This window comes from Shewanella oneidensis MR-1 (assembly GCF_000146165.2).
In the GTDB taxonomy this organism is placed as follows: domain Bacteria; phylum Pseudomonadota; class Gammaproteobacteria; order Enterobacterales; family Shewanellaceae; genus Shewanella; species Shewanella oneidensis.
Map to the genome: position 1 here is coordinate 932940 of NC_004347.2, position 26550 is coordinate 959489.

Here is a 26550-nt window from a genome sequence, read left to right on the forward strand (position 1 = left end):
GATATGGAACACTATATTAATCTGTTTATACAGGCCACTTTCTTAGACAACATGGCGCTGTCGTTCTTCCTCGGTATGTGTACCTTCTTAGCGGTGTCTAAAAAGGTGTCGACCGCCTTCGGCTTAGGCGTTGCAGTTATTGTGGTAATGACCTTAGCCGTGCCCTTAAACCAACTGATCTATGCGAAGGTGTTAGCACCTGGCGCTCTGGCTTGGGCGGGTATGCCTGGCATCGATTTAAGCTATCTGCAACTGATCACCTTTATCGGTGTGATTGCAGCCTTAGTGCAAATTTTGGAAATGTTTTTAGATAAATACATTCCAAGCCTGTATGACTCACTTGGGATCTTCTTGCCACTGCTCACCGTAAACTGCGCGATTTTTGCTGGGGTGATCTTTATGGCTAACCGCGATTACAACTTTGCCGAATCGGCGGTATTTGCCATGGGTTCGGGCACAGGTTGGGCGTTGGCGATTGTGATGCTGGCTGGACTTCGTGAGCGCATGAAGTTCCATGCGATTCCCGAAGGCTTACAGGGGATTGGTATCACCTTTATTACCACAGGGTTGATGGCGCTAGGCTTTATGTCTTTCTCGGGGATCTCGCTGTAACGAGTGCTTGAGAAAGTGCAACCGCATTCTGTTTAGAAAAAGGGTTATCGGATGGAAATGGCAATAGGCATAGGCATGTTCACCTTAGTGGTGTGCCTACTGGTGATAGTAATCCTTATCGCCAAAAAGAAATTAGTGACTACCGGTGAGATCACTATCGGGATTAACGACGATGCCGAAAAAAGCATCAAGGTTGCAGCGGGCGACAAACTGCTCGGCGCTTTAGCGAGCAAGAATATTTTTATTCCTTCGGCCTGTGGTGGCGGTGGTACTTGTGGCCAGTGCCGCGTAAAAGTCAAATCGGGTGGTGGTGATATTCTACCAACCGAACTTGGGCATATCACCAAGAAAGAAGCTAAAGAAGGCTGTCGTCTTGCCTGCCAAGTGGCGGTGAAAACCGATATGGAACTTGAGCTGGAAGAAGAAATCTTTGGCGTGAAGAAGTGGCAATGTGAGGTGATCTCAAACGATAACAAAGCCACCTTTATCAAAGAGTTATTATTAAAACTGCCCGAAGGCGAAGACGTACATTTCAAGGCGGGTGGTTATATCCAAATTGAAGCGCCAGCCCATGTGGTCAAATACGCTGACTTTGATATTCCGGCGAAGTACCGCGACGATTGGGAAAAATACGGCCTGTTCGACTTGGTCTCAACCGTGAACGAAGACGTGCTGCGCGCCTATTCGATGGCGAACTATCCCGATGAAAAGGGTCGCATTATGCTTAACGTGCGGATTGCGACGCCACCTTCAGCCAATGTGCCACCGGGTAAGATGTCTTCTTACATCTTTAACCTGAAGGCAGGGGATAAGGTGACCATTTCTGGCCCATTCGGTGAGTTCTTTGTGAAGGATACCGATGCAGAAATGGTATTTATCGGCGGTGGTGCGGGTATGGCGCCGATGCGCTCGCATATTTTCGATCAGCTAAAGAGCAAGAAAACCAAGCGTAAAATGAGCTTCTGGTATGGCGCCCGCTCAACCCGTGAGGTGTTTTACCAACAAGATTTCGATACCTTAGCCGCTGAGAATGACAACTTCGTCTGGCATGTAGCGCTGTCTGAGCCGTTACCTGAGGATAACTGGACTGGTTACACTGGCTTTATCCATAATGTGCTGTATGAGAATTATCTTAAAAATCATAAGGCACCCGAGGATTGTGAGTTCTATATGTGTGGTCCTCCAATCATGAACTCCTCGGTGATTAAGATGCTCGAAAGCCTAGGGGTTGAGCCTGAAAATATCCTGCTCGATGACTTTGGTGATTAGGTTGTAAGTGAAATAAAAAATCGCGTTAGGCAGAGCTAGTACAGCTGAGTCCAACGCGATTTTTGTTTACCTGGCTTTTAGTTTTAGGCTTTGATATCTAGCTAAAGGATTTACCGCCATGGCGGCTTAAATAGCTCACCATACGCTGACTCTCAGCGGTATAGCATCCCATGCGAAACTCTCCTTGCCAGTAAGCAATATCGAGCGGCTGATACCCCTGCGCATTTGGATGATTCACATCGGCCCCTGCATCCACAAGTAGTTTGAGTATTTCAAAAGACTGTAGCTCACAGGCATGCAACAGTGCCGTCATCCCATTCTCGTCAACGCATTCAAGATCAGCGCCATTGGCAATAATGCGCTTAACCGCAAGTGTATCCTTGGCTTTAACTGCATGGATAAGTTCAGTGCTCATAGGGATATTTAACCTGTTCCTGTGAAGCAAATTTAAAGGAGATCAATCAGAAACGCCCAAGTGAATAAATACAACTCCTTTCTTGCCCTCGATAGCAAAATCAACCCATTCCATCTCGTACCATTCATCCGTTATCAATGAAACAGCTAAAACCCTTTTGACCTCTACCAGCGCATCAAGTTGATCACTTATTTGTTTGATAAATTCGTCTCTAAAGCTTTTTATGGACATTGAAAAGGCCTTATCGACATCCTTAAGAGACGCAAAAGCTGAGCCGCAACCGCCCTGTGTTGTAGTTAGGAGATAGGAAAAAAGCCAAGTATGAAGTGCCGCATTGATCTCACTACGCCAGTCTATGACTTCACTAAAGCTAACCGTGGCATTCTTATAAAAACCCTTAAGATAATTTTCCGTTGCAATCTCTAATGGTTTTGATGCATCAATTTTAATGATTTCAAACGTATAGCCGTGATTCGCTTTATTGTTTACATAGGATAGCCCCGTGAGTATCCCGTTTAACGTACCCAATTTATAGTCAAAGTTATCCATTTCAGTTACTACACGCCTTAGCCATTGAAAACGGCAACCAATAATTCTATCTGCCATTTTAAATCAACAACATAATCTGCTTTCGGCTTCCCCTCAAGCGAATAGTGATTGAGATTGCTTTAAAGACGTGGCAAAAGTGGCTGTTAACATTAGTCAATGTGAATAGGCTCGCCATGGCATTGACTCACCGACACGCAGCAAGTCCGTCCTTGGATGCTCGACCGCCCCGTCCATGGGGCGGACGGTCGTCTCGCTAATCACTATGGCTCACCTGTTTAGCATTAGCGTAGTCTGTAAGTTTTAAAGAAATACTAAGCACGCTTTGGGACAAAAGCGTGTTATGTTTTGCGCGAAATTATCTCCATTTCGGATAAACAAAAATAATCCTAAACGCTGAGTCGTGAGCAACTTAAGGATGTAACGCTTGGCTTGAGGCTTTACCTTTACACCATTTGCCGCTGTTATGCTGTTTTTTAAAGGCGCACATGCTATCCCATCGACCACTTATGCCACTGTATTGACGACGAAACTCTTTGGCTGATGTGAGCCACGCATCGGGCGCAATGCCTAATTCATTGAGTAGTTTCGGTCGCTGATTATCGATATAGCCTTTCTTATCAAAGCGAATGGCGCGGCCTGTCCAATCAATCAGTTCGAGATAATCGGCAAAATGAAACGGAATGCCCACTTGCGCATTCAGGTGAGCTGCGCCATCGAATTGGACGAGTGACTTGTGGTGAATATGAGCTTGATTGGTTGAGGAATCAGTTTGTGGCGTTGAGATGGCTAATAAACGATTGGGTGAATTTAGCGAGTCAATTCGCTCCTGAATCGATGTAAAATCAGAGGATTGCAAAGAATCGGCAATGCCTGCTCTGATAGGATTTAAATCGACATACATCATACACGCGAGCAGGGCTTGCTCATCTAGCAGCGCTTGCGACTTAAAACGCCCCTCCCAAAACGCGCCCTTGCACTCATCTTCACGATTAGCCTTGCGGGCAATTTCTTCGTTTAAACAGCGCATAAACCAAGAAATACTGCTTAATCGCTCATGCCACTGGGTAATTAAGCCATCGAGTAACATGCGTTCACCTTCGAGTAAAGCATCACCATTCATATACTTAGTAGCAATTGCATGGCCTTTAGTGATTTGGCACCAACGGCTGATAATGTCTTTTTGCGTTAAGGATTTGGCCTTATCGACATCTATTTTAAGCACTAAGTGGTAATGATTGCTCATCACCGCGTAGGCGCAAATATTGATACAAAATATCGCGGACAAGGCTTTGATTTTATCAACAATCCAGCCACGTCGATGCTCGTAACTACGCCCAGATAACTTATCATCACCGCACAAAAAAGCCCTTCTGACACAGCGATTTATCACATGATAGAAGGGCGTTGCATTGACATCAATTAACTGTCTTCTGGCCGAAGTCATAGCAAACTCCACACAGACAAAATCAGGATAATTTAAAGCCTAGTAGAAGACGCTGAAAAACACAAAAAGATGTGGCTGTCCTCGCTATCTGCTCGCTATTCTGAGCGTTAAAGAATGAGAAAGCTAAAACGATATCAAGTAATTACCTATCAAATTGTATAAAAAAACGCTACCGAAAAAAAGCAAATTCCTATAGCATCATTTGTACCAATTGACATGGATGTGATAGCGGCCAAGTCCAACAAGCGATTTATGCCCTGCAAACAGTGCAGCGCACAAATACTAAAATGTCATATATCTCAGCCATATAATCAAGTTTCAGTACAGTTAAAGGAGTAATGATGAAAATAATATCAGTAATAAATTACAAAGGTGGTGTTGGCAAAACGACCGTTACAGCCAATATTGCTGCCGAATTAGCAAGAAGAAATAAAAGAGTGTTACTGCTCGATATGGATGCTCAGGCAACAGGGCTACCGCATGAACGTTTATTACTCAAAAACTGTTTAATAAACACTCGCAACCTATACGAATGTTAAGCTGAAAACAGACATTGATGAGTACAATTGAGTGTACCTTTATTGTTAAGGTCAATTATTGAACACTCATGCGCTCGCCCTGGCTCAGGCAAGCTTAACTTTTTCTTTTATTAGTCCAGATTTCTGGAATCAAAACCTGAAAAATACGAGAACAATAAAAAATTATTTTGATGCAATCAGCCAAGGCTTTACTCCGCCGTCATTATCTAGCTTAGTTATTAGGCCAATTGTTAATAACATAATTCAACAGATGGGTGCCACAGGCGTGGTTGACTTGATACCCTCTCACCTTGGTTTGATTAATGTTGATTTAGAATTAGCTACACTACTCGGTGGGGCAAACATGAATCAAGCAAAATTAAATTATATTAAAGTTCATGGTAAGTTAAGAGATTCAATAGTTGAATTCGCTTCTACTAATTTTTATGATGTCGTCTTGATTGACTGCCCACCTAACTTCAATATTGTCACAAAGAATGCTCTAATTTCTTCTGATCAAATATTGATACCAGCGAAGCCAGACTATCTTTCAACCTTGGGCATTGATTACTTACACAGAAGTGTAGATCAGTTAATTCGGGAGTTTAATGAATTTGCCTCTATGGATGTAACTGTTAACCAATCTAGCCCTAGAATGCTAGGCGTTGTTTTTACAATGATACAAATATACTCAGGAGCACCAATCGCATCTCAGCAACAGTTTATTACACAAACTCAACGACTTGGGATGCCAACTTTTTCTACCTATTTTAGAGAAAACAAATCAATATTTGCATCTGCACCGCAAGATGGTATCCCAGTAACACTACATGAATACCGCGGAGGTACGTACTCGGATGTAGTTTCAGAGATAAATTCATTTGTAGACGAGTTTCAACTAGTTGCAGGTGTTTAAAATGAAAAATGAAAATATCATATCTAAGTTTATTACTGAAATAATTAAAGAACTTGAATCACTTCCTGAAAGTGATATTGTAAAGCTTAATAGTGGGGAATATTCACTAGAGTTAAAAGTTTTAAAGAAAAATAAGTCACAAGAAATCAAGTCTGAGCTTGATACGAAAAAAGCTAATTCAGTTTTAGATGAATTAAAAGTTTGCAATAGTCGTGATTCAGGTTATGAAATTCTAAAGGCTAACTTTAAAAATAAAAGTGAGCTAGAATGGTTTGCAAAATATATTGATATTTTTGTAATGAAGCAGGATAAGGTCGATAAACTCAGAGAAAAAATAATAGAAGGTACTGTAGGTGCGGCATTGAGATCCAGCGCAATTCAAAGAAACGACACATAAAAAAGTCATTTCAGTAGGACAAATAACTCTTGGCTTTTGCTCCTGTGTCGCTATTTAAATGACAGTAAATTTAACGAGAATTTAACGTGCCACCCATTGTTAAATTTTCTAAAAATTATGGTAAGCGTTACTCGGTTTGCTTTGCATGACGAGCAGACAGCACTAAAGCTACTGGAGTTCACTATCCCCTAGGAGTTGCCGCAGGGCAGTCGAATCAGGGGGGGGGCGTCTGATGCGATAACATAAGGGACGCTAAATGCCCAAGGGGTTTTCAACTCCGTTAGGGGCGTCTTGGCTGATGTGAAAACGATAGGCAAGGAGGATAGGACGAGCAGTCCTCCTTGGTCGACTCTTTATTAAAAATCAAGGGGGGGAGCTCCACGACTTTGGTTTTGCTTTTAACAAAAGAGTTGCGCATGTCCTATCTTTTGCCTGCCCAGGCTGAGTTTTTTCTCAGCTTGTTTACTGACTTCTCTTGCTGGGATTGTAGAAGATAACTGGCTTTTGAGTTATTCTAGCTACATAAAAGTAAGAAGAGTTCTAGCTATGAAAAAAGTCAAAACTACGAATGAACCTCGTAAAAACCTAGGCAATTTCGTGCCGAACATAAAGAACTTTGAAGTTAGCCTGTCTTATGAAGGTATTACCGCTAGAGACAAGCGTGTTGCAGTATCTTTAGAGTCATTGAAACTCAAATATGCAAGATAAATATGGTGTAAATCATGACCACTACTGCTATGAAAGTTCTGATGTATTGATTAATTTGCTCAATATTCGAGATCCAGACGAGCTAACTCAGGCTGAGGCTGATTTTAACTTAATACGATATTCAGAATACTGTAGCGATTTAGATGAGTTAGAGGATTTCGATAGCAATCACTTTCTGAATTTACACTGGGTATTGTTTCAAGATATTTATGAATGGGCGGGTACCATTCGTGACGTTGATATCAGTAAAGCCAATACTCGATTTTGTACCTGTAGTCGCGTAGAGCCTGAGCTAAATAAAGCCATATCACGTATTCCCCTCATCCGATTCTGTCGTAACAAGCATGAACTAGTTGCCTTGGTTGCAGATATTTTTTCGGACCTAAATGTCGTTCATCCTTTTAGAGAAGGTAACGGTCGTACCACACGCTTTTTCTTTGAAGAGCTGCTTCATGTCGCGGGTTATCGAATTGAATGGCCAGTAATCACCAAAGAAGAGTGGGTCGATGCAAACATTCATGGATACTTCGGACAACTGCATAAGTTAGAAGTTATTTTCGATGCCGCCATCATTGAATCTTAGTATCTTGTTTGTTGTGGATGAGCCATTTTGTTTGCTCCATATGTTAAGGATAACCCATGCGTTTGAGTGTCATCAGCTCTTTGTTAACGGGGTTGTTATTATTCCCAAGTGCCAATAGTGTTGGCGAGTCACTTGAGACAGGTGCTGAAAATATACAGAGCGTGCAAGGCAGCCAGTCAGTTAAGCTTGAAAGCCAATTGCCATCCTCAGAATCGAAGCTCGGAGAGATTAAGGCCAGCATCCAAGCCGCGATAATGGATTCGCAGCAACCATTTAGTGGCAGTGTTATCCTGCTTGAGCGGGGCAAGCCACTGCTTGAATTGCAAAAGGGCGAAGGCATCAGTAAAGATTCGCGCTTTGTGATGGCATCGCTCTCTAAGCAAATCACTGCAACCTTGATATTGCAGGCGGTCGATGCGGGAAAACTCGATTTAACTCAAACGCTTAATCATTACCTTGTTGGTGATGCAAAGGGAGATAATAAGGCACTAAAAGCCGTTGTGGCGGGCACAAATTCAAGTGCAAACGCTTTAAATCCCGGTCGATATGATGAGCGGATTACACTGCATCAACTGCTGACGCATACATCGGGCGTCGATAAACTGGGTAAGGCGAATCGATTTGAGCCGGGTAGCCAATTTGAATACTCCAATTTAGGTTATTCTTTGCTTGGGCAAGTGCTTGAAAAGGTTAATCACCAATCCTTTGCTGAGCAAGTGGCGCAGTTTGCAACGCGATACCAGCTTAATGGTCTGAGTGCTGAGCTTGGCAGTGTTGCTGCGATTCACACCAAAGTGCCTTCACTCGCTGTAGGTTTACAGGAAAGCGAGGTGATTGCCCCCTCTGATTTAGTGCTTGATGAAGCTTTGTTGCCCGCTGGCGGACTCATTGCCTCAGCGCCAGCTTATGCTGCCTTTCAGCAGCAATTACATGCTGGCAAGTTGCTGAGCGCAGAGAGTTATCAATGGATGACTACGGCGCATACCGAGATCCAATTTTTATGGCCGAATATGCACTATGGCTATGGGGTGAGGATCAATAAGGACGATAGCCTTATCGAATACAGTCATACGGGCTATTTAACCGGTTATATGTCGATGACATTGCATTATCCCGAATTTAATGTGAATTTGGTGATGCTGGAAAATCTATCGCTAAATCTTAATGATCGCGCTCGAGTATTTGAACTGCATAATCAGATACGCCAAATTATCCGTAGTCAGTTGCTGCTTGCTAAAGCTTCTAATGTTTAAGCCTCTGATGTTTAAACCTTAGCTTTCGCCATTATGTTGGCGAATAGACTGCTAAGTCTGCTGATGTGCGGTTATGCTTTACCTCGAAAGCATAAAGCCCCAAAGTAGGGGGGCTTTATACTTGGTCTAGTTGGTTGCTAAGGTGCTAACTGCTACCAAAAGCGTTTTCTTAGCGCGGTTTCTATCTCAATCTCAACCCTAAAGTATTGCAAAATTGTCCAAACAGAATCGACTAAGGCTTCGGTAAGCGCGGGGTAATCATCCTCGATAACCTTGTTGATTTCATCAACCATTTCATCGAGATAGTCCTGAACCCCTTCTTCAAATTCGGCCTTTGTCGCTTGATTGCGGAAAAAGCTAAAGTTGTCGAGCTTTTCAATCAATAGTTCCACCTGTTCTTTAACCGAGTTTAACTGTTGAGCTGTGATGCTTGGATCGCTGGCTATCGGCTTAAAGAAATGCTGCACTTTGCTTTTGAGATCGAACAGCGTCGGGATTTGGCTTCTATCCACCGCCGCATCACTGACCTCTAATCTAGCTTTATGAGTATGTGCGGGTTTTGGCGCCACCACATGGGTTGTGCCACATTCAGAAGTAAGCGATGCGACTTCTGGCTTCGCTATGTTATGGGCGATAACTGTGGGTGCTGCTGGGATTTCACGCCCTAGTTTCTGTAATAGCCGACGTTGGAAATAGCTTTGCGGCAAGGCTTTGCTCAGTGTTTGCTCAAGCTGAGTTTCACTGTAGGGGACGATTTGCAGTAGTACTTCGAAAATCTCTTTATATTCCTGCTCCATAGTCACGCTTAGCGGGCTATTACCTACACTATTGGTTACGGTTAAGTCGGCGCCATATTGCTGCAACAGTCTTAAGATCCGCACCGCCGTTGACTCAAAGCGTGGAAACTCATTCGAGCTGCCGCCCATCACGGCGCAAAGGGCTGGGGTGGTATCTTCGGCATTGATGGCATTGGGGTTTGCGCCATGTTCGAGTAACACCTCAACGCAGGACTGCGCGCCGTAGTAACAGGCGCACATCAGTGGCGTAAACTGCTCATCTACTGAGAATTCTTCAATTTTGGCACCGTGGCGCAGTAATATTTCCACAGTATTACGTCGCATCGGGCCAGTGATTTGATCCCACCAGTAGGTCGAAATCGCCTTGTGTAGAATAGGCGAATTATCATGACCGCAATGGGTAAAAATATCCCCGCCTTGGTTAATCAGCCATTCAAGTACTTGGGTTCGACAGGCGATGGCCGCAGCGGACACATAGTTAGTGTTGTAGATATTGGTAAGGCTTAAATCGAGTCCCTTGGTGAGCAGATATTCCATCACTTGGATAAGTGTGGCTTGATCTTCTTTACCCGAACCACGTTGGCAGATAGTCAGCAAGCTTGGTTCATCCACCGCACCAAATTTTTTATTGATATCCATACCATATTTTATGAAGAGGTCGAGAAACTCCGGCAGAAAGGTTTTCTTTTCGACCATCGGATAAACCAATAGTCGCAAGTTCGACCAGGCCAACATTTCGTAGGGTTTACCCGCATTCATAAATACGGCATTTGGATTGGCACCATATTTGAGCAACAGCTCAAGGGCTTGATAGATATAATGCCGTTTATTCACATCGGTAAATTGGGTGTTATCAATAAATTGGTTGAGCACGGGTGAATGGTCGGCGTCAGGCGGTGTCATCCTATAGATGCGATTGATATCGACGGTCGCCTTAATCAATTTTTCGATAATTCTGAGGTCAAATTCTGAGGTCAATGCCGCATAGAGCAAACTTTTAGCGTGGGAGTCGGCCTTGAGCTGCGGATAATGATCCAGCAGATATTCAGTGTATTCTTGTGATTTAGCGTAGACACACAGTTCGAGTAAATTGGCGTCATCCCAAAAGCTGCTATCGTTGGCCATAATATAACGGGATTTTTTTAACTCTGGATAGCGTTTTACTAATGGCGCGAAGGCTTCAACTCCCCAAAAGTCACTGGAGAAAATAATCTCTTCTATCAGACTTAATTGAGCAATATCTAAATAAAGGTCTTTGTTAATAATATGTAGGAATAGCTCTTTGCTGCGGTCTGCATAAAGAATTTCTAAGGGATGATTTAATTCGCCATTGGTCCAAAAACTCACGGAATGATTGATATCCAGCCCCAGTTCAAGCAAGTGATCGAGCATGATAATCCGCTGACTGTCTTGGTAGATATACTGAGGATTAGGGTGAAATAAGTAGTTTAACCAGCAGTTATTAAATTGATTTTGATAGTAAAGATTAGCGCCAGCCTTGAGGTAGAGCTTTACCAACTCAGGGTTATTAAACTCGATTGCCGAGTGCAAGGCACTAAAGCCATTACATTCAATTTGTGCGCCATTGTTGATTAAATAATCTACCAGTTCGAGGTCGGACTCTGGGCTGCGGGAGAGGGGGACTAACACATTACAGGGGGAAATATCTGGGTCAATAAAATTAATATCACCGCCATTAGCGAGGTACTTATTAATTTTTTGAATTTTCTTGGCTGTAGACAGCCCGTTATCGACACATATTTCCCGCAGAGTGAGGTTATTATCACCAAAAATCCAATTTAGCATATGCTTCCCTATTAAGCGTCTTAACAATAATGCAGCAAGTTAGTTCCAAATAAATATCATTTAAATGGATGGAATGGTGCGCATTTTAATATAGTTAACGACTAAAACTCTATGCGAATAATGGGGGATTAATGGCTGATTTGGTTTAATAAGTGGTTAACTCACAAGGTTCATTGGATTGGTCGACATTGATTATTATCAATCCGGATTTTTAGCGAAGAAGATAGCAAAGATTAGCGAGGTTGGCAGCCCGTCCATAGGCTGCTAAATGGCATTATTCAGGCTGTAATGGCAATAACATCGGGATCTCACAGGCATCGTGGCCGGTATTTCCTAGTGGTGCGCTGAGAGGGTAAAAACCTAAGTGTTCGTAGAGCTTGAGTGCTTCTTTTAATATCGCAGTCGTTTCTAAGTAGCAGCTTTGGTAACCCGTTTGACGGGCAAAGTCGAGAGCGAGTAGTGCTAAACGTTTAGCTAAGCCTTTACCGCGGATTTCGGGCATAAAGTACATTTTTTGTAGTTCACAAATGCCTGCATTATTGGCAAGTGGGGCAATGCCTGCACCACCAACGACTTTACCTTCATATTCAACAACCCAATATTGAGCACCCGCTTGCGAATAAATCTGACTTAAACAATCTAAGGTGGGATCGGCCACGCTATAGCCTTTATCTGCGGTCAAACCATATTCGGCAGATACATCGCGGATAACTTGGGCTATGGCGGCATCATCGGTGGCTGAGGCTACACGAATAATACAACCCGATTGCTGTTTGGTTTTATGTATTGCTTGGTTGTACTGCATCAGCGCCTGCTCAATATGTTGAATTTGATCAGGGGTGAGTTGCGCTAAGATTTCTTTAAATAGTTGATTTTGTTGGTTATCGAGTTTTGCGAGTAGCTTTTTACCCGCAGGAGTCAGTTGCACGACAAGGCAACGACTATCCCGTGGGTGCATTTGACTTTGGGCGAGATGCTTATCGATCAAGTGTTTGATGGCTCGGCTGGCATTGGATTTATCAATGCTGAGTTTGTTGGCGAGATCCTTAATGGTTTGTGGTTGATTACCTATCTCAAGCAAGGCATGGGCCTGCACGGGGGAGAGGGGTAAATCACCTACCGCTGCGTTAAGCATGCCTAAATGTCTCACCATATAGCGGGAGAGCTGCCTGAGTTGGCTAGAAGAGCCTAAATCATTTGCCATAGTCGAATTTAATGCCTTTAAGTTACGCCAATGTTGAGCCTAGCGAGCACCGATATCCAATGGATAAGCATAGGAGCCACACCAAAGAATTTAGTTGCTAGTTACAACTAAATTAGCGGGCCCTGAATTGTTTTGCAATATTTTATTAACAAATTTACAGGTAAATCTCGGGATTTAAAAACGGCGCCATGGCGAGGATGAGCGCTTGGGTATAATTGCTTTCACGCGTGGCATGGCCATGGGTGAGTAAGCCAATTGCGCCGCCTTTTTGCTTAATGTTGACCGTATTAAACAGTCTATCCATCACATGGCCTAATTCTTCACCCGCTTCTAGTGCCTGATAAACCTGCCTCGGCAGAGGTAAGAGTGCGCCGCGGCCAATGCTTAAGCGTTGCTGGTGAGCTATCGCAATATAAGCAAAGGTTGCTGGACCAAACTCGAAATGGTCGACGCCGCCTTCCATCGCAAAATAATAATCAGCTTCAGCATGTTGTTGGCAATAGTTAACGCGATTGATTGCACCTTGGCGGGTATCGCTATCCGTCATGGGTTGTGCGGGCACGCCAGAGGGGGCATCCATTCCAATTGTTTGGATTTGGTATTCCGGAAAAAGCAGCGTCATCGCATTTGCAGCCGCATTGACTTTGACGGGATTTTTCGACCCGACGATTACCTTGATAATGTTTTGTTGCATATTAGTTGGCTATTTAGTTTTTTAAGGTAGACGCTCGTTTGAATCATTGCTTAAATGGTCTGAGGTGTCTCGTCTATGGGTTTTCTATTCTGCCATATTCGTTGCTAGGACTCAGTAAAAAGAGTTCAGTGAAAAAGCTTAGTAAAAAGCGAATGTATGGGGAGCAAATAGCCACAGCCGAGCATCAGGAAACGACATACGATTATTGCTCCTTCAGTAAGTTAGCTGATTCAAGCAGTGAAGTGATGTCATTGAAGGAACCAAAACCAAGAGATAATAATAATGAAATTCAACAAACTCATGATCGCGATGGGGATGGCCTGCGGCGTTATGCTAACAGGCTGTAACGATAGCGAAGATAGCACTCCACCTACCGAACCTGAAACTAAGCTGCAAACCTTTGCGCCCAATGGGTTGCTAAAAGCCAATATCCGACGAACTACCTACGGTGTACCGCATATCCAAGCCGATAACCTAGAAAGCTTAGGTTTTGGTAGCGGCTATGCGCAGGCGCAGGACAATCTCTGTGTACTCGCCGATGGCTTTATTAAGGCGAATTCCCAGCGCTCAATGTACTTTGGTCCCCATGCGTCGATTGATTTCACCACGGGCCAACCCACAGCAGAGGATAATGGCAACTTAATCTCGGACTTTGCCTATAAAGCCTTAAAGATCCGTCAGCAAGCCGAAGCCAAATGGCCACAGTTTAGCGAACGTTCCCGCGCATTAATCCAAGGTTTTACCGCGGGTTATAACCAATATCTCGCCGATGTGGAAGCGGGTAAGCAAACAGCAGAACCTTTCTGTGGCGGCCAACCTTGGGTGAAGCCCATTGTGCCAGAAGATGTGGTCACTTATCTGTTTTCCATCGCCCTATTACCCGGTGCGGCTAACTTCCTCGATTTAATTTTCTATGCAAACCCAGGGGATGGCCAAGAATATATGCCGCGTATCGTGGGACCTGCGCCGAGCCAAGAGCAGACCGCGTTTGTTAGCGATATGCAGTCTAAATTAATTGCCCGCGCTGCACGTATCACTACGCCGGAGACCAATCCACGGGATTTAGGTTCTAACGGCTGGGGACTCGGTAAAGACAAGACCGAAAATGGCCGCGGTATGGTGCTCGGCAACCCGCATTTCCCGCACACGGGTAACCTGCGTTTCTGGCAATCCCATATCACTATTCCTGGGCATTTAGATATGATGGGTGGCTCGCTGGTGGGGATGCCTGGTCCAATCAATATTGGCTTTAACAAAGACTTAGCTTGGACTCATACCTTCTCTACTGCTGAGCATTTTGTGATGTATAACTTAGAGCTGGTCTCGGGTGACAGATTGCAATATTTGTTTGATGGTAAGCCCATGCCGATCAACAAAGAGACGGTTTCTATCATAGTGAACGCCGGTCCAGCGGGTATGGTCGTGGCTGAAAAAGATATTTACACCACGGCGAAAGGCCCTATGGTCGAAGCGCCACCTACGCTAGCGCCTTTTGGTTGGGATGATGGCAGTGCCTTTATGCTCCAAGACGCCAATATGGCGACAATGGATCCTGTCGATCACTGGCTCGCCATGAACCTAGCGACCAATAAAGATGAATTCCAACAAGCCTTTAAAGACTATGACGGGGTTATTTTCAACAACACTATGTATGCCGATAAAGAGGGGAATGCCTTTTATATCGACGACTCGACAGTACCCGGTTTGTCCGAGTCTGCCGTTGTGCTGTTAAAGACTTCACCCGATATTAAGGCGGCAAAACAGAAAGCAGGCTTTACTATTTTGCCCGGTAATACCTCTTTATTTAGCTTTAGTGGCCCAAACCCCTATGAGCGGGCGCCTAAGCTTGAGCGCAGCGACTTTGTGCAAAACTCCAATGATTCCTTCTGGTCTACTAACCTGAATGAACCATTGACTTACTTCTCGCCCATGTATGGCCAAGAAGCCGGTCAGTTATCACTACGTACCCGTATGGGATTAACCCTAATGCAGGATGCGGCGGGCACAGATGGCAAATTCAACCTGCAAGAGTTGGAGGCTGCGGTATTATCAAATCGCAGCTATTTGGCTGAACTGGTTTTGCCAGCGTTAATTGCCCAATGTGAGGCACAGGGCAGTACGCCTGTGGTGGTGTCTGCGAGTTTATCGAAAGATCTGACCTCAGCCTGCGCCGCCTTGAAAGCGTGGAATGGTAAGCAAGATAACGACAGTAAAGGCGGCGCCTTACTGCGTGAATTTGCCCATCTCTTTAATCAAAAGACGATGCTGACCAAAGGGTTTGATCCTGCTAATGCGGCGACAACACCGAATACACTGGCTACCGACGGCAGCGTGTTAGTGGCGCTTGCCCAAGCGGCGCTGAATTTAGAATCCGCGGGTTTTGCATTAGATGCGCCGCTGGGTGAGGTGCAATTTGTTGAGAAATCGCTCCCCGATGGCACTGCCAGCGGTGTGCGTTTACCTTGGCCGGGGACGCATAATGCCGAAGGTGGCTTTAACGTGTTTTCAACCAGCTTGTCGGGTGATGATACGCTAATTCCACAACATAAATATGCGCCACTCAAGGATGTGGTTACAGGTAAAGCGATGGGCTCTGGCATGACGGCCAAGGGTTACCAAATACGTTACGGTTCCAGTTGGATGATGGCGGTGAGCTTTACCGATGAAGGACCGGTCGCACGTGGCATACTCACTTATTCTCAGTCGAGCAATATACTCTCGCCTTCCTTTACCGATCAAAGCGATCTGTATTCCAGCAGTAAGAGTTTCCGTCCTTTACTGTTTAAGGAGGCCGATATTGCGCCAGCCGTAGTCTCAACCACTGAGTTGATGCTGCAAAAAGCTCAATAATGCGCTAGTCGAATGGTGATTTATTGGCCCACTTAGGTGGGCCTTTTTATGGGCTGTGTCACCGTTACAAAATGTAAAAATTTAACAATGCAGCCTGTGATCTACTTCAAGCTTCTATATGGGTTGGTTGATCTTGGTCTTGTTTTGCTCTTTTTTGTGAGTTGGTGCGTTTTTGTGGCTTTTATCGACGACAGGACGATGTCGCTACTTAGGCCTATGGGTAAATTTACTGTGCTTTCTTGGTGATATATTGTGATCATTTTGATGCGCTATTGAAAACTTATTACACAAAATAATCGATCAAGATCCCAATCCCAGCTTTATTTGAAATTCCCTTACTTAAAATGGTTTTAGATCAACTTTTGCTTAAGCTTTTTCGCTATCCTTACGTCGAATTTTTTATGCGGTTTCACCGTAAGGTAGTTTAAATATGCAAAAAGATGCGATCAGTGTTCTCGAAACACCTCAAAGCACTCAAGAAAGCACAACAAGACGCTTACCTTGGACGCGCCAAGATACTACTTGGATGCTAAGTTTATTTGGTACCGCTGTGGGGGCAGGTATCTTATTTCTACCCATCAATGCGGGCATGGGCGGTTTTTGGCCCTTAGTCTTGATGGCCATTATCATCGGACCTATGACCTATTTGGCTCACCGTGGTCTTTCGCGCTTCGTATGCTCATCTAGCATTCCCGGCAGTGATATTACCCAAGTAGTGGAAGAGCACTTTGGGATTGGCGCAGGTAAAGCAATTACTTTGCTTTATTTCTTAGCGATTTATCCTATCGTGTTGATCTATGGCGTTGGGATCACCAATACTGTCGATAGCTTTATCGTTAATCAATTAGGCATGGCATCACCACCGCGTTTTCTGCTTTCGGGTATCTTGATTTTCGGCATGATGGCCGTGATGGTGGCGGGTGAGCAATTTATGCTGAAGGTGACTCAGCTGCTGGTGTATCCGCTGGTGGGGATTTTGGCCTTTATGTCTGTGTATCTTATTCCTGAATGGAAAATGGATGCACTGCAGGTTGTGCCTGAAACAGGTGCTTTTTTAGGGACTGTGTGGTTAACCATTCCTGTATTGGTGTTCGCCTTTAACCATTCTCCGGCGATTTCACAATTTTCGGTTTCCTTAAAACGTGACCATGGCGCGAATGCCGCACGTAAGGCCGATGTGATCCTGCGTAATACTTCGATGATGTTAGTCGGATTTGTGATGCTGTTTGTGTTCTCCTGCGTCTTGTCGCTGTCGCCTGAACAATTGGCCGAAGCGAAGGCAAAGAACCTGCCGATTTTGTCTTATCTAGCAAACGTGCATGACAGCGGTTTTGTCAGCTATTTTGGTCCTTTCATTGCCTTTATCGCGATTGTGTCTTCCTTCTTTGGTCACTATATGGGCGCTACTGAAGGTATGAAGGGCATTATTGTTAAGCAATTACGCTCAAGCAAAAAGCAAGTCAGCGAGGATAAGCTGAACAAGTTTATCTTAGTGTTTATGTTTGCCACGATTTGGGGCGTTGCGATTAAAAACCCAAGCATTCTGGGGATGATTGAGGCGCTGGGCGGCCCGGTGATTGCGGCAATTTTGTACTTAATGCCAATGTATGCGGTGTATAAAGTACCGGCACTTAAAGCATACCGTCACCGTATCAGCAATGTGTTTGTGGTGATTGCTGGTTTACTGGCGATGACGGCGATTCTATTTGGTCTACTCAGTTAAGACTGAGATACATAAGCGTTTTAAATGAAAGGATCGAGCATTGCTCGATCCTTTTTTATTACTTTTCTTCGTACATCAGATAGTAACTTTGCTTCATCCCTAAGGCCTGATAGGTTTGCTGCGCGGTAGTATTTTCCTGCTCCACATATAAGCGGAAGCTCGCAGCGCCGCCATTAGCCTCTGCCAGTTGTTTCACTTCGGCATAAAGTCTGCCATAAATCCCCTGACGGCGATTTTGCGGGCGAATATACACGCTTTGGATCCAGTAATAATCTTTGGCTCGCCAGTCGCTCCACTCGAAGGTGACCATCAGCGAACCGACAATTTCCCCTTCTATTTCAGCCACGAGATAAAAGCCTTTTTCCGGATGATTGAGTAAGGTATTGACGCCTTTTATAAGGGTGGTTTCATCTAAAGCAAGACCTTCGGTTTCTTGCGCCATCGCCTGATTAAATTGGACTAATGCGCTTAGATCTTGCACTTTGGCTTTACGGATCAACATATTACAATTCCTCGGCGGTTAATGGGATTTACCGCTCTTGTGTTTAGGGATAACGCTGATGTATCGGGATGAGTTAGGCGGCACACTGTAGCACAGAACCGTTTATCAGGACGAGTTTGCTTATGCTCAATAAACCCTATTTTTTTGCACCTAAATTTTGTACGACTAAAGTCTAGTCTGCTAGGCTTGAATAAGGTTTTCACTAGTACAGAGTGTCGCAATTATGGGATTCGTTAAATCAACACGTCGCTTTAAACCCAAGTTTTTACAAGCCCATGATGCTCCAAAAGATCTTCAAATTAATCATGTGATGCACTTTATTCTCACCTTAATTACCTTTGGGTTATGGGGCTTAGTTTGGTGGTATTTGATCCTAAAATCTCAGGGGGATAATCAGTCACTCTTTAGCGGTTTTGATGATGATTATTGGAGTTATCTTATCGAGTGTGAGCAGCCGCCCGCATCCTTATACCGCCAACGTTTTGCCGCCTCCGCCCGTTCGGCACAATTTGAGGCTTAAGCTCAGTCTTAGGAGGATTTTGCAGCGGTTGATGTCAACGTGACATAGATCATCCTTAGCATTTTGCTCCTTATGTTAGACTCCGCGGCTGGCTAATTGAAGGTTAGTCCCGCCAAGGATAAGGCTTCGCCCTATCATCATTTCAAATTCAAGGTTATAAACATGTCAAAACAAAGGTCATCAGCCTTAGGCCGGATCTGGTCTTCCTGGATGTCAGTGCCCCTGTGGCTGCAAATTTTCGTTGGTATGGTGCTTGGGATTCTGGTGGGGGTCACTTTAGGCGAGCAGGCTTCTTACCTAAAACCTATCGGCACGCTGTTTGTGAATACCATCAAGATGCTGATTGTACCTTTAGTATTTTGTTCTTTAATTGTCGGTGTCACCTCTATGGAAGACACGGCCAAAATGGGGCGGATTGGTTTTAAATCCTTTTCGTTTTATCTCTGTACAACTGCGATTGCGATAAGCCTAGGCTTAGTGGTGGGCTATGTGATTCAGCCAGGTGCTGGCGTACCGTTACTACAGCATGAGGCGGTAAATACCGCCAAAGAAGTGCCCTCGGTGATGCAAACGCTGATCGATATAGTGCCAACAAACCCTGTTGCAGCATTGGCCAGTGGTCAAATCCTGCAAGTGATTGTCTTTGCTGTGGCACTCGGGATTGCATTGGTATTGATTGGCGACCATGGCAAACCTGCGATTAAAGTATTTGAGAGTCTTGCTGAGGCCATGTACAAGCTGACCGATATGGTGATGAAGCTTGCGCCCTATGGTGTGTTTGGCTTGATGGCATGGGTGGCGGGTGAATACGGTATTGATATGCTGTGGCCGCTGATCAAAGTCATTATCGCCGTTTATATTGGCTGTATTATCCATGTGTTAGGTTTCTACAGCATAGTATTGCGCTTGTTTGCCAAGCTTAATCCCTTGCACTTTTTCAAGGGGATCAGCAATGCGATGGCGGTGGCGTTTACCACTTCGAGTTCAGCAGGCACTTTACCCGCAAGTATGAAGTGTGCGAGTGAATACCTCGGGGTGAACAAGAAGATTTCTAGCTTTGTCTTGCCCTTAGGCACGACCATCAATATGGATGGCACCGCCTTATACCAAGGCGTAACCGCACTGTTTGTGGCGCAGGCCTTTGGTATCGATTTAACTTGGGTCGATTATTTAACCATTATTTTAACGGCAACCTTAGCTTCAATCGGTACAGCGGGCGTACCAGGTGCGGGGTTAGTCATGTTGACCTTAGTACTCTCGACTGTGGGCTTGCCCTTGGAAGGTGTGGCCTTGATTGCTGGTATTGACCGTATTTTGGATATGGCACGTACCGTAGTGAACGTTTCTGGCGACTTAGTCGCGACGACCGTGATTGCCAAATCGGAAAATGAACTTGATGTTGAGCACTATAATGCCGATATGGTGCAAAGTGCTGTGATTGCAGAGCAAAATGCCGCAAATGAAAGCGCTGCGACTCAGCGTTAGTGCTATGAGTTAATCGCTTGAGATAACGGATTCGATCTTAGTAAAAAACCGCCATGTAGGCGGTTTTTTATTATCGATACTGCTTTATTTTAGCTGGCTTAACACGAAAACAGCTTTATCGTCGCTGCTGAGTAATGTCAGGCGGCCTTCTACTAATTTGGCCTTAGCGACCAGTGGTAGGGCTTGCATCACTTTGTGTTCTTGCTGCATTAGCGCATCGACACAGGCTTTCATGGTGCTGCCGCCAGGGATGATTTTTAACTCCTGCCCTTGCTGGCTGTATTGACCAAAAAAGTTATTACAGCTGTTATTGCCTGAAATCTTACCTTCGGCATCAAAGGTGATTTGAGCTGGGCTGTAATCCACAGTTGGTTGACCTTGGACTGCTTCAATATGCCAGCTTCCCTGTAATGGGACTGTGTCCTGCTTGGCGACGTCTGTGCTCTGACATGCACTTAAGCCAAAAAGTAATGCGCTTAATAGAAATGTTTGTTTTAACATTGTCTCGGTTCCTTCTTCCATATTCATGGCAATAGTGTACAACTTTAGCGAGAGATAAAAAGAGGTTTATATGACAGATGCCATTAAAAGAACTATGAATTTGTTGAAGTTTTTACATTGGTTAGGCGTTTTAATGTTAGTTTGTGGACTTGGGTTTTATATGTTGACCCAATGGAGTCTAGAAATCAGTGGTATGTTGCTGATCGCGAGCCTAATTGGCTTAGGCTTAGTGTTGATGTCACCGTATCCCGTGGTGTTATTTATTCAATGGGCGAAACGTCAGGATGAGTTGTCAAAGGATTAATGGCGCTTCAGTAACTTAAAGCTCGGCGGAGTCAACTGAGGGATTATCATAAAGCGCTGCATTGATGATTTGCGTCTGATTGCCGTTGGTCTGGGTGTTTTTTGGCGACATAGATGTTAATTTTCCACGGGCATCTTCCATCATGGGGGCGAGTTTGGCTGTCGATTCAGGGGCAAAAAAACTATAGCCAGTGTCGAGCTTAAGATGAGGGTTTTGTTGCTCTAATTGTTTTTCTACTCGCTTTACAATATGCAATATATCGCGCTCACCGTCGATAAAGGCTAACACCACAAATTGGGTCGCACTCAAGTGAGCGGCCACATCTGCAGTACGAATCGTATCTTGGATCAGATTACCGAGCAGCCTGTGGTGTTTCTCCTCTAAGGTGTTTTCGGTCGATTCGGTTAATTTAAAGAAAATAATTCCCGCATGGGCGCCAAAGCGTCGCCCCAGATTGAGCTGCCTTGGCGCCATCATCATAAAGCCGTAATGGTTGAGCATACCTGTCTCTTGATCGCGCATCGATAGTGACTCGATACGATGATTTTGGCAAAGCAGGGATAATTCCTGTTGCAGCAAAATTTGGAAAGGCTCAAGCATGGCGCTGTTGCTTAAAGGATCGGCCATATGGGGATTTAATACACATAACGAACCAAACTGACAGCCGTCAGGCCAAGCGATAGGGCGGGAAAGAATGTATTGAATACCGTCAAAATCCCTAGGCAGTTCATCGAGCATAAAACGGCTTAAATTGAGGTAGTCTCCTTCGAGGTTACTATTCTCTAATGTTTGAAAGAGTGGAAAATTACGTTGAAAAAGCGTGCCCGAGGTAAAAAGAGGCGTTTCGCTGACTGAGCTGACAATGACTTCAAAACCAGAATGAGTCATCTGCAATACAAATACGTGGCTAGCGTTGTAGTAACTTTTAATTAATTCGCATTGTTGCATCCATCGGCCTAAATTGACCTGAAGCAGATCGTTGTCCAGCACACTCATTTGGGGATTAATAGCATCTGGTAGCATAGAATGACGAGTTAATGGCTTACAATAGAGTAAGTTTGGGAAACAATGGCATGATTAGCAAATTTATCCCTAAAAATTAAAGTGTTTATCGATAATTTAAGTATACTGGCGCGCCTAGAATCTGGCCATAAGCTCACCTTGGACATTCCTATTATGCAAACGCGATTAGCCACCAAACAAGATATTGATACATTGGCCACGTTAGAGCGCCAGCATCTTAATGACGAGTTAATATCTGGTGGTTTTCATTTAGAGGGGCAGGCATTTACTCGAACGGAATTGACCCAGTTAGTTGAAAAACATTGGATTGTGGTTGCTGAAGTTAACGGGCGCATTATAGGTTACGTGATTGCGGGACGTTGGTCGTTTTTTGAAACTTGGCCAATTTATCGCAATATGTTGCAACGATTGAATCGAATGAATGGCGATGGCCCTCAACTGACAACACAAAATAGCTGCCAATACGGTCCAATCTGGATTGATAACGCTCACCGTGGTCAAGGGGTTTTTGAGGCACTTATCGCTGGGATTTATCGAGAAGTTGCACCTAGCTTTGATTATATGGTGACCTTTATCGCCGATGAAAACGAGCGGTCTTTGGCTGCTCATACCCGCAAAGCTAATATGCACGTTGCAGATTTTTTTACTTTTTCTGATAGGGATTATTACCTATTGCGTGTTGAAATTCGCTCCTAGTCGATTTTGCTTTTTATAAACGGATGCTAACGTAATTTGCTGGCCTCTCGGTTAAGGTATTTACAGCAACATTGAAGCCCAGTTTTGTAAATGAAGCTGTAAGTGAAGTCACTCTTGTCTAAGGGGGCTGTTCTGTACTAAGGCCATGCTTAGTCCGCAAGTAAAGCATGTTATTTAAAGGAAAATAATGATTAACACCCTAGTCAATAAGCTGCTAATAACCTATGGCAAGGCTAATTTATCCGCTTGGGACAATCTGCGAGTGTTGTTATCCGAATGCGCATCGCAACAATTTCAAGCCAAGGGATTTGAGGTCGATTGTGGCGATAGTCGCAGCCACTATTGGGTTCAACTCGATGATTGTTGGCTCGATTGTGGCAGGACAAATGCCTACAATGCCGACATCATTCGCGTGGCCGATGATGACATTCGGCGCGCGAAGATTATCGGTTTACAGGAGTGTGCCTTGTTATCTTCTGCTCAGATAAATCTGCTGTGTATGCAAAACGCCCATTTTGATCATTGCTAAGGGGTAAGTGTTTACCCAATATCCATTGCAGTAACTAAATTCATTTAAGTGTACTGTCATGTTACTTGGCTCGTGGAATTGTTCATCTAGCTAATTGATTAATAATAAACAATTTTTCTGAGTAAATCTTATTGGCCATAGCACGCTAACTTAACGCCTATTTAGCGATGGGCCATTTCTTCAACCTCGAAGATTAAAACCTTCCTCGAACTATGCGTCGGCAATTGACCTTTTCATGGGGTTATCTTGCGCATGTAATTGCTTACTTCTTTGAAGGTATGTGTGGCCTTGGCTAACTTGGAGTTAGCTGCTTTACTTAATCCGATTATCTATGGATAGAGTATTTTACCTTTAGCTGCAGGATGGATGCTGCCATGGCAAATGATGATTGGAGTGATGGCTCGTACTTTGTAGAGCATGCAAAACTACTCGCTGCCCTATTAGATTCATTGGAGGACCAAATTTCAGTCATTGACCGGAATGGTGTCATTCAATTTACCAATCTTTCATGGAATCGGTTTGCTGAACAAAATGGCATGCCGAAGGGCCACAACTGGATAGGGACTAATTATATCAATGTTTGTGCAAGCTCTGATGAGCCGCTTGCCCTGACGGCAATGGAGGGCATTCGTCGTGTCATTCAACATGACCAAGAGCGGTTTTATATGGAATATCCCTGCCACAGTCCTGATATCTGTCGATATTTTATGATGCGAGTTGTCGCGGTTAAGGGGCTCGTGCCTGAGTTTTATGCCATTTCCCATGTCAATATTACTGAGCGTAAGTTGCTAGAGTTAGAAATCGCAGATCTTTCGGAGCATGATCCATTAACTGGATTAGCCAATCGCCGCTTATTTACCCGTTTTTTGCACAATGAGTGGCGTCGAAGTCAGCGAGAACAAACGCCGCTTTCCCTCATCATGCTGGATTTGGATAACTTCAAAACCTGTAATGATCATCTTGGTCATCAGGTGGGGGACGATTCACTGCAGATGGTGGGACGAATATTGAAGTCTTTTTGTCAGCGTCCTGCAGATTTGCCTTGTCGGTTTGGAGGAGATGAGTTTGTGTTAATCCTAGGGAATACTGATAGAGAAAATGCACAGCATATTGCAGGAGAGATTTGTCGGGCGATTAAAACGTTGGATTTTGTTATTCAGGATGATATTCGATTGAGTGCGAGTATTGGTGTCGCAACGCTCTATGCCAATCTTGGCGAGTCAGAAACTCAGTTGCTTACTGCCGCTGATGCCGCATTATATGTCGCTAAACGATCGGGTAAAAATTGTTTCCATGGAGTGCATAGTGAGCCTAGTTTTACGGAGTAATTTGGGCTGACTGCGTGCTCACTCACTAGGGCGTGTTGACGTTTCAGGGTTATTTTTGCAGCAATTTGGCTGGCTTTTATGCAAGGCAAAGTCCGTGCTGTGTAGTTATTCTACATAAACGGACGATAACGCGGCAGAAAAGCCAGCCAAATGCTGCCCGAAGGGTTCGTCTGGCAAGCCCTTGCTCTTTGTCACTCGTCATTTGAGTAGAATAACTACACATCATTCCTCGTTTCGCGAGCACGAACTTGCCAGAACGAACAAAATCTAATCTCGAAACGTCAACACGCCCTAGAGTATTAGGTTAAAGTGCGATGGTTGCGGCATAGTTCGAAACGCGAGACGCCGTGGATTGAATATAGAGCATAAAAAAACCGCCTAACGGCGGTTTTTATGCTTAAGTTTACAAGCTTAGTGCAGTTTACAGAGCTGCATCAGCGCGTAGTGCTTCGGCTTTATCGGTTGCTTCCCATGGGAATTCACTACGGCCAAAGTGACCATAAGCGGCGGTCGCTTGGTAAATTGGACGCGCTAAGTTCAACATTTCAGTTAGGCCATATGGGCGTAGGTCGAAGTGTTGACGTACTAGCTTGATTAAGACTTCTTCAGATACTTTACCGGTACCGAAAGTCTCAACACTGATAGAAGTCGGTTCAGCCACACCAATAGCATAAGATACTTGGATCTCACAGCGATCAGCTAAGCCAGCAGCAACGATGTTTTTCGCCACATAACGCGCAGCGTAAGCAGCACTACGGTCAACTTTAGATGGGTCTTTACCCGAGAAAGCTCCACCACCGTGACGCGCCATACCACCGTAGGTGTCTACGATGATCTTACGACCGGTTAAACCACAGTCACCCATTGGACCACCGATAACGAAACGGCCAGTTGGGTTGATGAAGTATTTAGTATCCTTGTTCAGCCATTGTGCTGGCAGAACTGGCTTGATGATGGTTTCCATCACGCCTTCAATCAAATCCGCTTGAGCGATATCAGGGCTGTGCTGGGTAGACAATACGATCGCATCGATACCAACAATCTTGTTGTCTTCGTAGGCGAAGGTAACTTGGCTTTTCGCATCTGGGCGTAACCATGGTAGGGTGCCGTTTTTACGCACTTCTGATTGGCGCTTCACTAATGCGTGGGCATAAGTGATAGGCGCTGGCATCAGAATGTCAGTTTCGTTGCTGGCATAACCAAACATTAAACCTTGGTCGCCGGCACCTTGTTCTTTTGGATCGGCGCGGTCAACACCTTGGTTGATGTCTGGAGACTGTTTACCAATAGCGTTTAATACTGCGCAAGAATCGGCATCAAAGCCCATATCTGAATGGATATAACCAATTTCACGAACCGTTTTACGGGTCAGCTCTTCAATATCAACCCAGGCAGAGGTGGTCACTTCGCCACCTACTAATACCATGCCAGTTTTGACATACGTTTCGCACGCAACGCGTGCTTTAGGATCTTGAGCCAGAATCGCGTCTAGCACAGCATCAGAAATCTGATCTGCAATTTTATCGGGATGACCTTCTGAGACCGACTCAGAAGTAAACAAGTGCTTTGCCATAGTAGGAAAATCTCGTTGTTAGCAATCAAACGTGTAGAAGCATCTACATCTAGACGGCTATTTTAGTGGAATTTCATCGCCATGACACCCCCAAAGCTAAATATTTCTGTACTTAGTGAGGTAAATCTCAGCTTTAAAATTTGAACTAAAAAGCATTTTTTTAATTTAACTGATTGAAAATAATTAATTAAAAGTGTTTTAAATCCATCTGATTCCGCTGAGAATGCGCGGCGGCATTTCCTCTTTTCCACCGCGACGAGCTTTGGGGAAAATCGTACAGAGTATTGTCATAGCGGCATAAAGTACGAAGCCTTAGCTTGAATAGTTCATCCTTAAGCCATTTTTTATCGT

Annotated in this window: 25 protein-coding genes; 15 read left to right on the forward strand and 10 right to left on the reverse strand. The window is 44.4% G+C overall.

Features of this window, described 5'->3' with window-relative positions; genetic code table 11:
• The first annotated feature begins 3 nt into the window (after nucleotides 1-3).
• Together nqrE and nqrF are read left to right on the forward strand one after the other, a co-directional pair.
• Nucleotides 4-612, forward strand: a complete 609-nt coding sequence (gene nqrE / locus SO_RS04240; protein ID WP_011071187.1) for an NADH:ubiquinone reductase (Na(+)-transporting) subunit E — start codon at nucleotides 4-6, stop codon at nucleotides 610-612.
• 51 nt (nucleotides 613-663) lie between these two features.
• Nucleotides 664-1881, forward strand: a complete 1218-nt coding sequence (nqrF, locus tag SO_RS04245; protein WP_011071188.1) for an NADH:ubiquinone reductase (Na(+)-transporting) subunit F — start codon at nucleotides 664-666, stop codon at nucleotides 1879-1881.
• 97 nt (nucleotides 1882-1978) lie between these two features.
• On the opposite strand, the gene SO_RS04250 is transcribed toward nqrF, so the two are convergent.
• The 3 genes from SO_RS04250 to SO_RS04260 form a co-directional block, all read right to left on the reverse strand.
• A complete protein-coding gene (locus SO_RS04250) occupies nucleotides 1979-2296 on the reverse strand; it encodes an ankyrin repeat domain-containing protein (protein WP_011071189.1) in 318 nt (105 codons plus the stop codon).
• 42 nt (nucleotides 2297-2338) lie between these two features.
• Nucleotides 2339-2902, reverse strand: coding sequence for a hypothetical protein (locus SO_RS04255; RefSeq protein WP_011071190.1), 564 nt, complete (start codon nucleotides 2900-2902; stop codon nucleotides 2339-2341).
• A gap of 352 nt (nucleotides 2903-3254) precedes the next feature.
• Complete coding sequence (locus tag SO_RS04260) at nucleotides 3255-4289, reverse strand: transposase (RefSeq protein WP_011071191.1); 1035 nt, start codon at nucleotides 4287-4289, stop codon at nucleotides 3255-3257.
• 338 nt (nucleotides 4290-4627) lie between these two features.
• On the opposite strand from SO_RS04260, the gene SO_RS23125 reads away from it, so the two are divergent.
• From SO_RS23125 to SO_RS04285, 5 genes are all read left to right on the forward strand, one after another.
• A complete protein-coding gene (locus SO_RS23125) occupies nucleotides 4628-4828 on the forward strand; it encodes a ParA family protein (protein ID WP_202950646.1) in 201 nt (66 codons plus the stop codon).
• Nucleotides 4829-4886: 58 nt separating this feature from the next.
• On the forward strand, nucleotides 4887-5723 hold the full coding sequence (locus tag SO_RS04270) for a ParA family protein (protein ID WP_164925626.1): 837 nt from the start codon (nucleotides 4887-4889) through the stop codon (nucleotides 5721-5723).
• A 1-nt stretch (nucleotide 5724) separates the two neighbouring features.
• Nucleotides 5725-6120, forward strand: a complete 396-nt coding sequence (locus SO_RS04275) for a hypothetical protein (RefSeq protein ID WP_011071192.1) — start codon at nucleotides 5725-5727, stop codon at nucleotides 6118-6120.
• A 697-nt stretch (nucleotides 6121-6817) separates the two neighbouring features.
• Nucleotides 6818-7411 carry a Fic/DOC family protein gene (locus SO_RS04280; RefSeq protein ID WP_011071193.1) on the forward strand — a complete coding sequence of 198 codons (594 nt, stop codon included), beginning with the start codon at nucleotides 6818-6820 and terminating at the stop codon, nucleotides 7409-7411.
• Between the two features lie 56 nt (nucleotides 7412-7467).
• A complete protein-coding gene (locus tag SO_RS04285) occupies nucleotides 7468-8664 on the forward strand; it encodes a serine hydrolase domain-containing protein (protein ID WP_011071194.1) in 1197 nt (398 codons plus the stop codon).
• A 152-nt stretch (nucleotides 8665-8816) separates the two neighbouring features.
• On the opposite strand, the gene SO_RS04290 is transcribed toward SO_RS04285, so the two are convergent.
• From SO_RS04290 to yjjX, 3 genes are all read right to left on the reverse strand, one after another.
• Nucleotides 8817-11267 (reverse strand): ankyrin repeat domain-containing protein, encoded by a 2451-nt coding sequence (locus tag SO_RS04290; protein WP_011071195.1) that lies wholly within the window; start codon nucleotides 11265-11267, stop codon nucleotides 8817-8819.
• A gap of 274 nt (nucleotides 11268-11541) precedes the next feature.
• On the reverse strand, nucleotides 11542-12471 hold the full coding sequence (locus SO_RS04295; RefSeq protein ID WP_011071196.1) for a bifunctional helix-turn-helix transcriptional regulator/GNAT family N-acetyltransferase: 930 nt from the start codon (nucleotides 12469-12471) through the stop codon (nucleotides 11542-11544).
• Between the two features lie 154 nt (nucleotides 12472-12625).
• Entirely contained in the window at nucleotides 12626-13165 is a 540-nt protein-coding gene (gene yjjX / locus SO_RS04300) for an inosine/xanthosine triphosphatase (RefSeq protein WP_011071197.1), read from the reverse strand.
• Between the two features lie 282 nt (nucleotides 13166-13447).
• Here yjjX and SO_RS04305 point away from each other — a divergent pair, with 282 nt between their 5' ends.
• Complete coding sequence (locus SO_RS04305; RefSeq protein WP_011071198.1) at nucleotides 13448-16015, forward strand: acylase; 2568 nt, start codon at nucleotides 13448-13450, stop codon at nucleotides 16013-16015.
• 430 nt (nucleotides 16016-16445) lie between these two features.
• On the forward strand, nucleotides 16446-17738 hold the full coding sequence (locus SO_RS04310) for an SLC5/6 family protein (protein ID WP_011071199.1): 1293 nt from the start codon (nucleotides 16446-16448) through the stop codon (nucleotides 17736-17738).
• Nucleotides 17739-17796: 58 nt separating this feature from the next.
• Here the strand turns inward: SO_RS04310 and SO_RS04315 are convergent, their stop codons facing one another.
• On the reverse strand, nucleotides 17797-18240 hold the full coding sequence (locus tag SO_RS04315) for a GNAT family N-acetyltransferase (protein ID WP_011071200.1): 444 nt from the start codon (nucleotides 18238-18240) through the stop codon (nucleotides 17797-17799).
• Nucleotides 18241-18463: 223 nt separating this feature from the next.
• Here SO_RS04315 and SO_RS04320 point away from each other — a divergent pair, with 223 nt between their 5' ends.
• Together SO_RS04320 and SO_RS04325 are read left to right on the forward strand one after the other, a co-directional pair.
• Nucleotides 18464-18760: a DUF4234 domain-containing protein gene (locus SO_RS04320; RefSeq protein ID WP_011071201.1), complete on the forward strand. Its 297-nt coding sequence runs from the start codon at nucleotides 18464-18466 to the stop codon at nucleotides 18758-18760.
• Between the two features lie 162 nt (nucleotides 18761-18922).
• Entirely contained in the window at nucleotides 18923-20245 is a 1323-nt protein-coding gene (locus SO_RS04325) for a dicarboxylate/amino acid:cation symporter (protein WP_011071202.1), read from the forward strand.
• Between the two features lie 84 nt (nucleotides 20246-20329).
• Here the strand turns inward: SO_RS04325 and SO_RS04330 are convergent, their stop codons facing one another.
• Nucleotides 20330-20746, reverse strand: a complete 417-nt coding sequence (locus tag SO_RS04330) for an META domain-containing protein (RefSeq protein WP_011071203.1) — start codon at nucleotides 20744-20746, stop codon at nucleotides 20330-20332.
• 70 nt (nucleotides 20747-20816) lie between these two features.
• Between SO_RS04330 and SO_RS04335 the strand changes: the two genes are divergently transcribed.
• On the forward strand, nucleotides 20817-21050 hold the full coding sequence (locus SO_RS04335) for a hypothetical protein (protein ID WP_011071204.1): 234 nt from the start codon (nucleotides 20817-20819) through the stop codon (nucleotides 21048-21050).
• 15 nt (nucleotides 21051-21065) lie between these two features.
• On the opposite strand, the gene SO_RS04340 is transcribed toward SO_RS04335, so the two are convergent.
• Nucleotides 21066-22073 carry a GGDEF domain-containing protein gene (locus SO_RS04340; protein WP_011071205.1) on the reverse strand — a complete coding sequence of 336 codons (1008 nt, stop codon included), beginning with the start codon at nucleotides 22071-22073 and terminating at the stop codon, nucleotides 21066-21068.
• A gap of 153 nt (nucleotides 22074-22226) precedes the next feature.
• Here SO_RS04340 and SO_RS04345 point away from each other — a divergent pair, with 153 nt between their 5' ends.
• The 3 genes from SO_RS04345 (at nucleotide 22227) to SO_RS04355 (ending at nucleotide 24626) form a co-directional block, all read left to right on the forward strand.
• Nucleotides 22227-22769 (forward strand): GNAT family N-acetyltransferase, encoded by a 543-nt coding sequence (locus tag SO_RS04345; RefSeq protein WP_164925627.1) that lies wholly within the window; start codon nucleotides 22227-22229, stop codon nucleotides 22767-22769.
• Between the two features lie 187 nt (nucleotides 22770-22956).
• Entirely contained in the window at nucleotides 22957-23298 is a 342-nt protein-coding gene (locus SO_RS04350) for a hypothetical protein (protein ID WP_011071207.1), read from the forward strand.
• Nucleotides 23299-23672: 374 nt separating this feature from the next.
• The gene (locus tag SO_RS04355) at nucleotides 23673-24626 is read left to right on the forward strand and encodes a sensor domain-containing diguanylate cyclase (protein ID WP_011071208.1); all 954 of its coding nucleotides are present in this window, start codon (nucleotides 23673-23675) and stop codon (nucleotides 24624-24626) included.
• Between the two features lie 421 nt (nucleotides 24627-25047).
• On the opposite strand, the gene metK is transcribed toward SO_RS04355, so the two are convergent.
• Complete coding sequence (metK, locus tag SO_RS04360) at nucleotides 25048-26199, reverse strand: methionine adenosyltransferase (RefSeq protein WP_011071209.1); 1152 nt, start codon at nucleotides 26197-26199, stop codon at nucleotides 25048-25050.
• Between the last annotated feature and the right edge of the window lie 351 nt (nucleotides 26200-26550).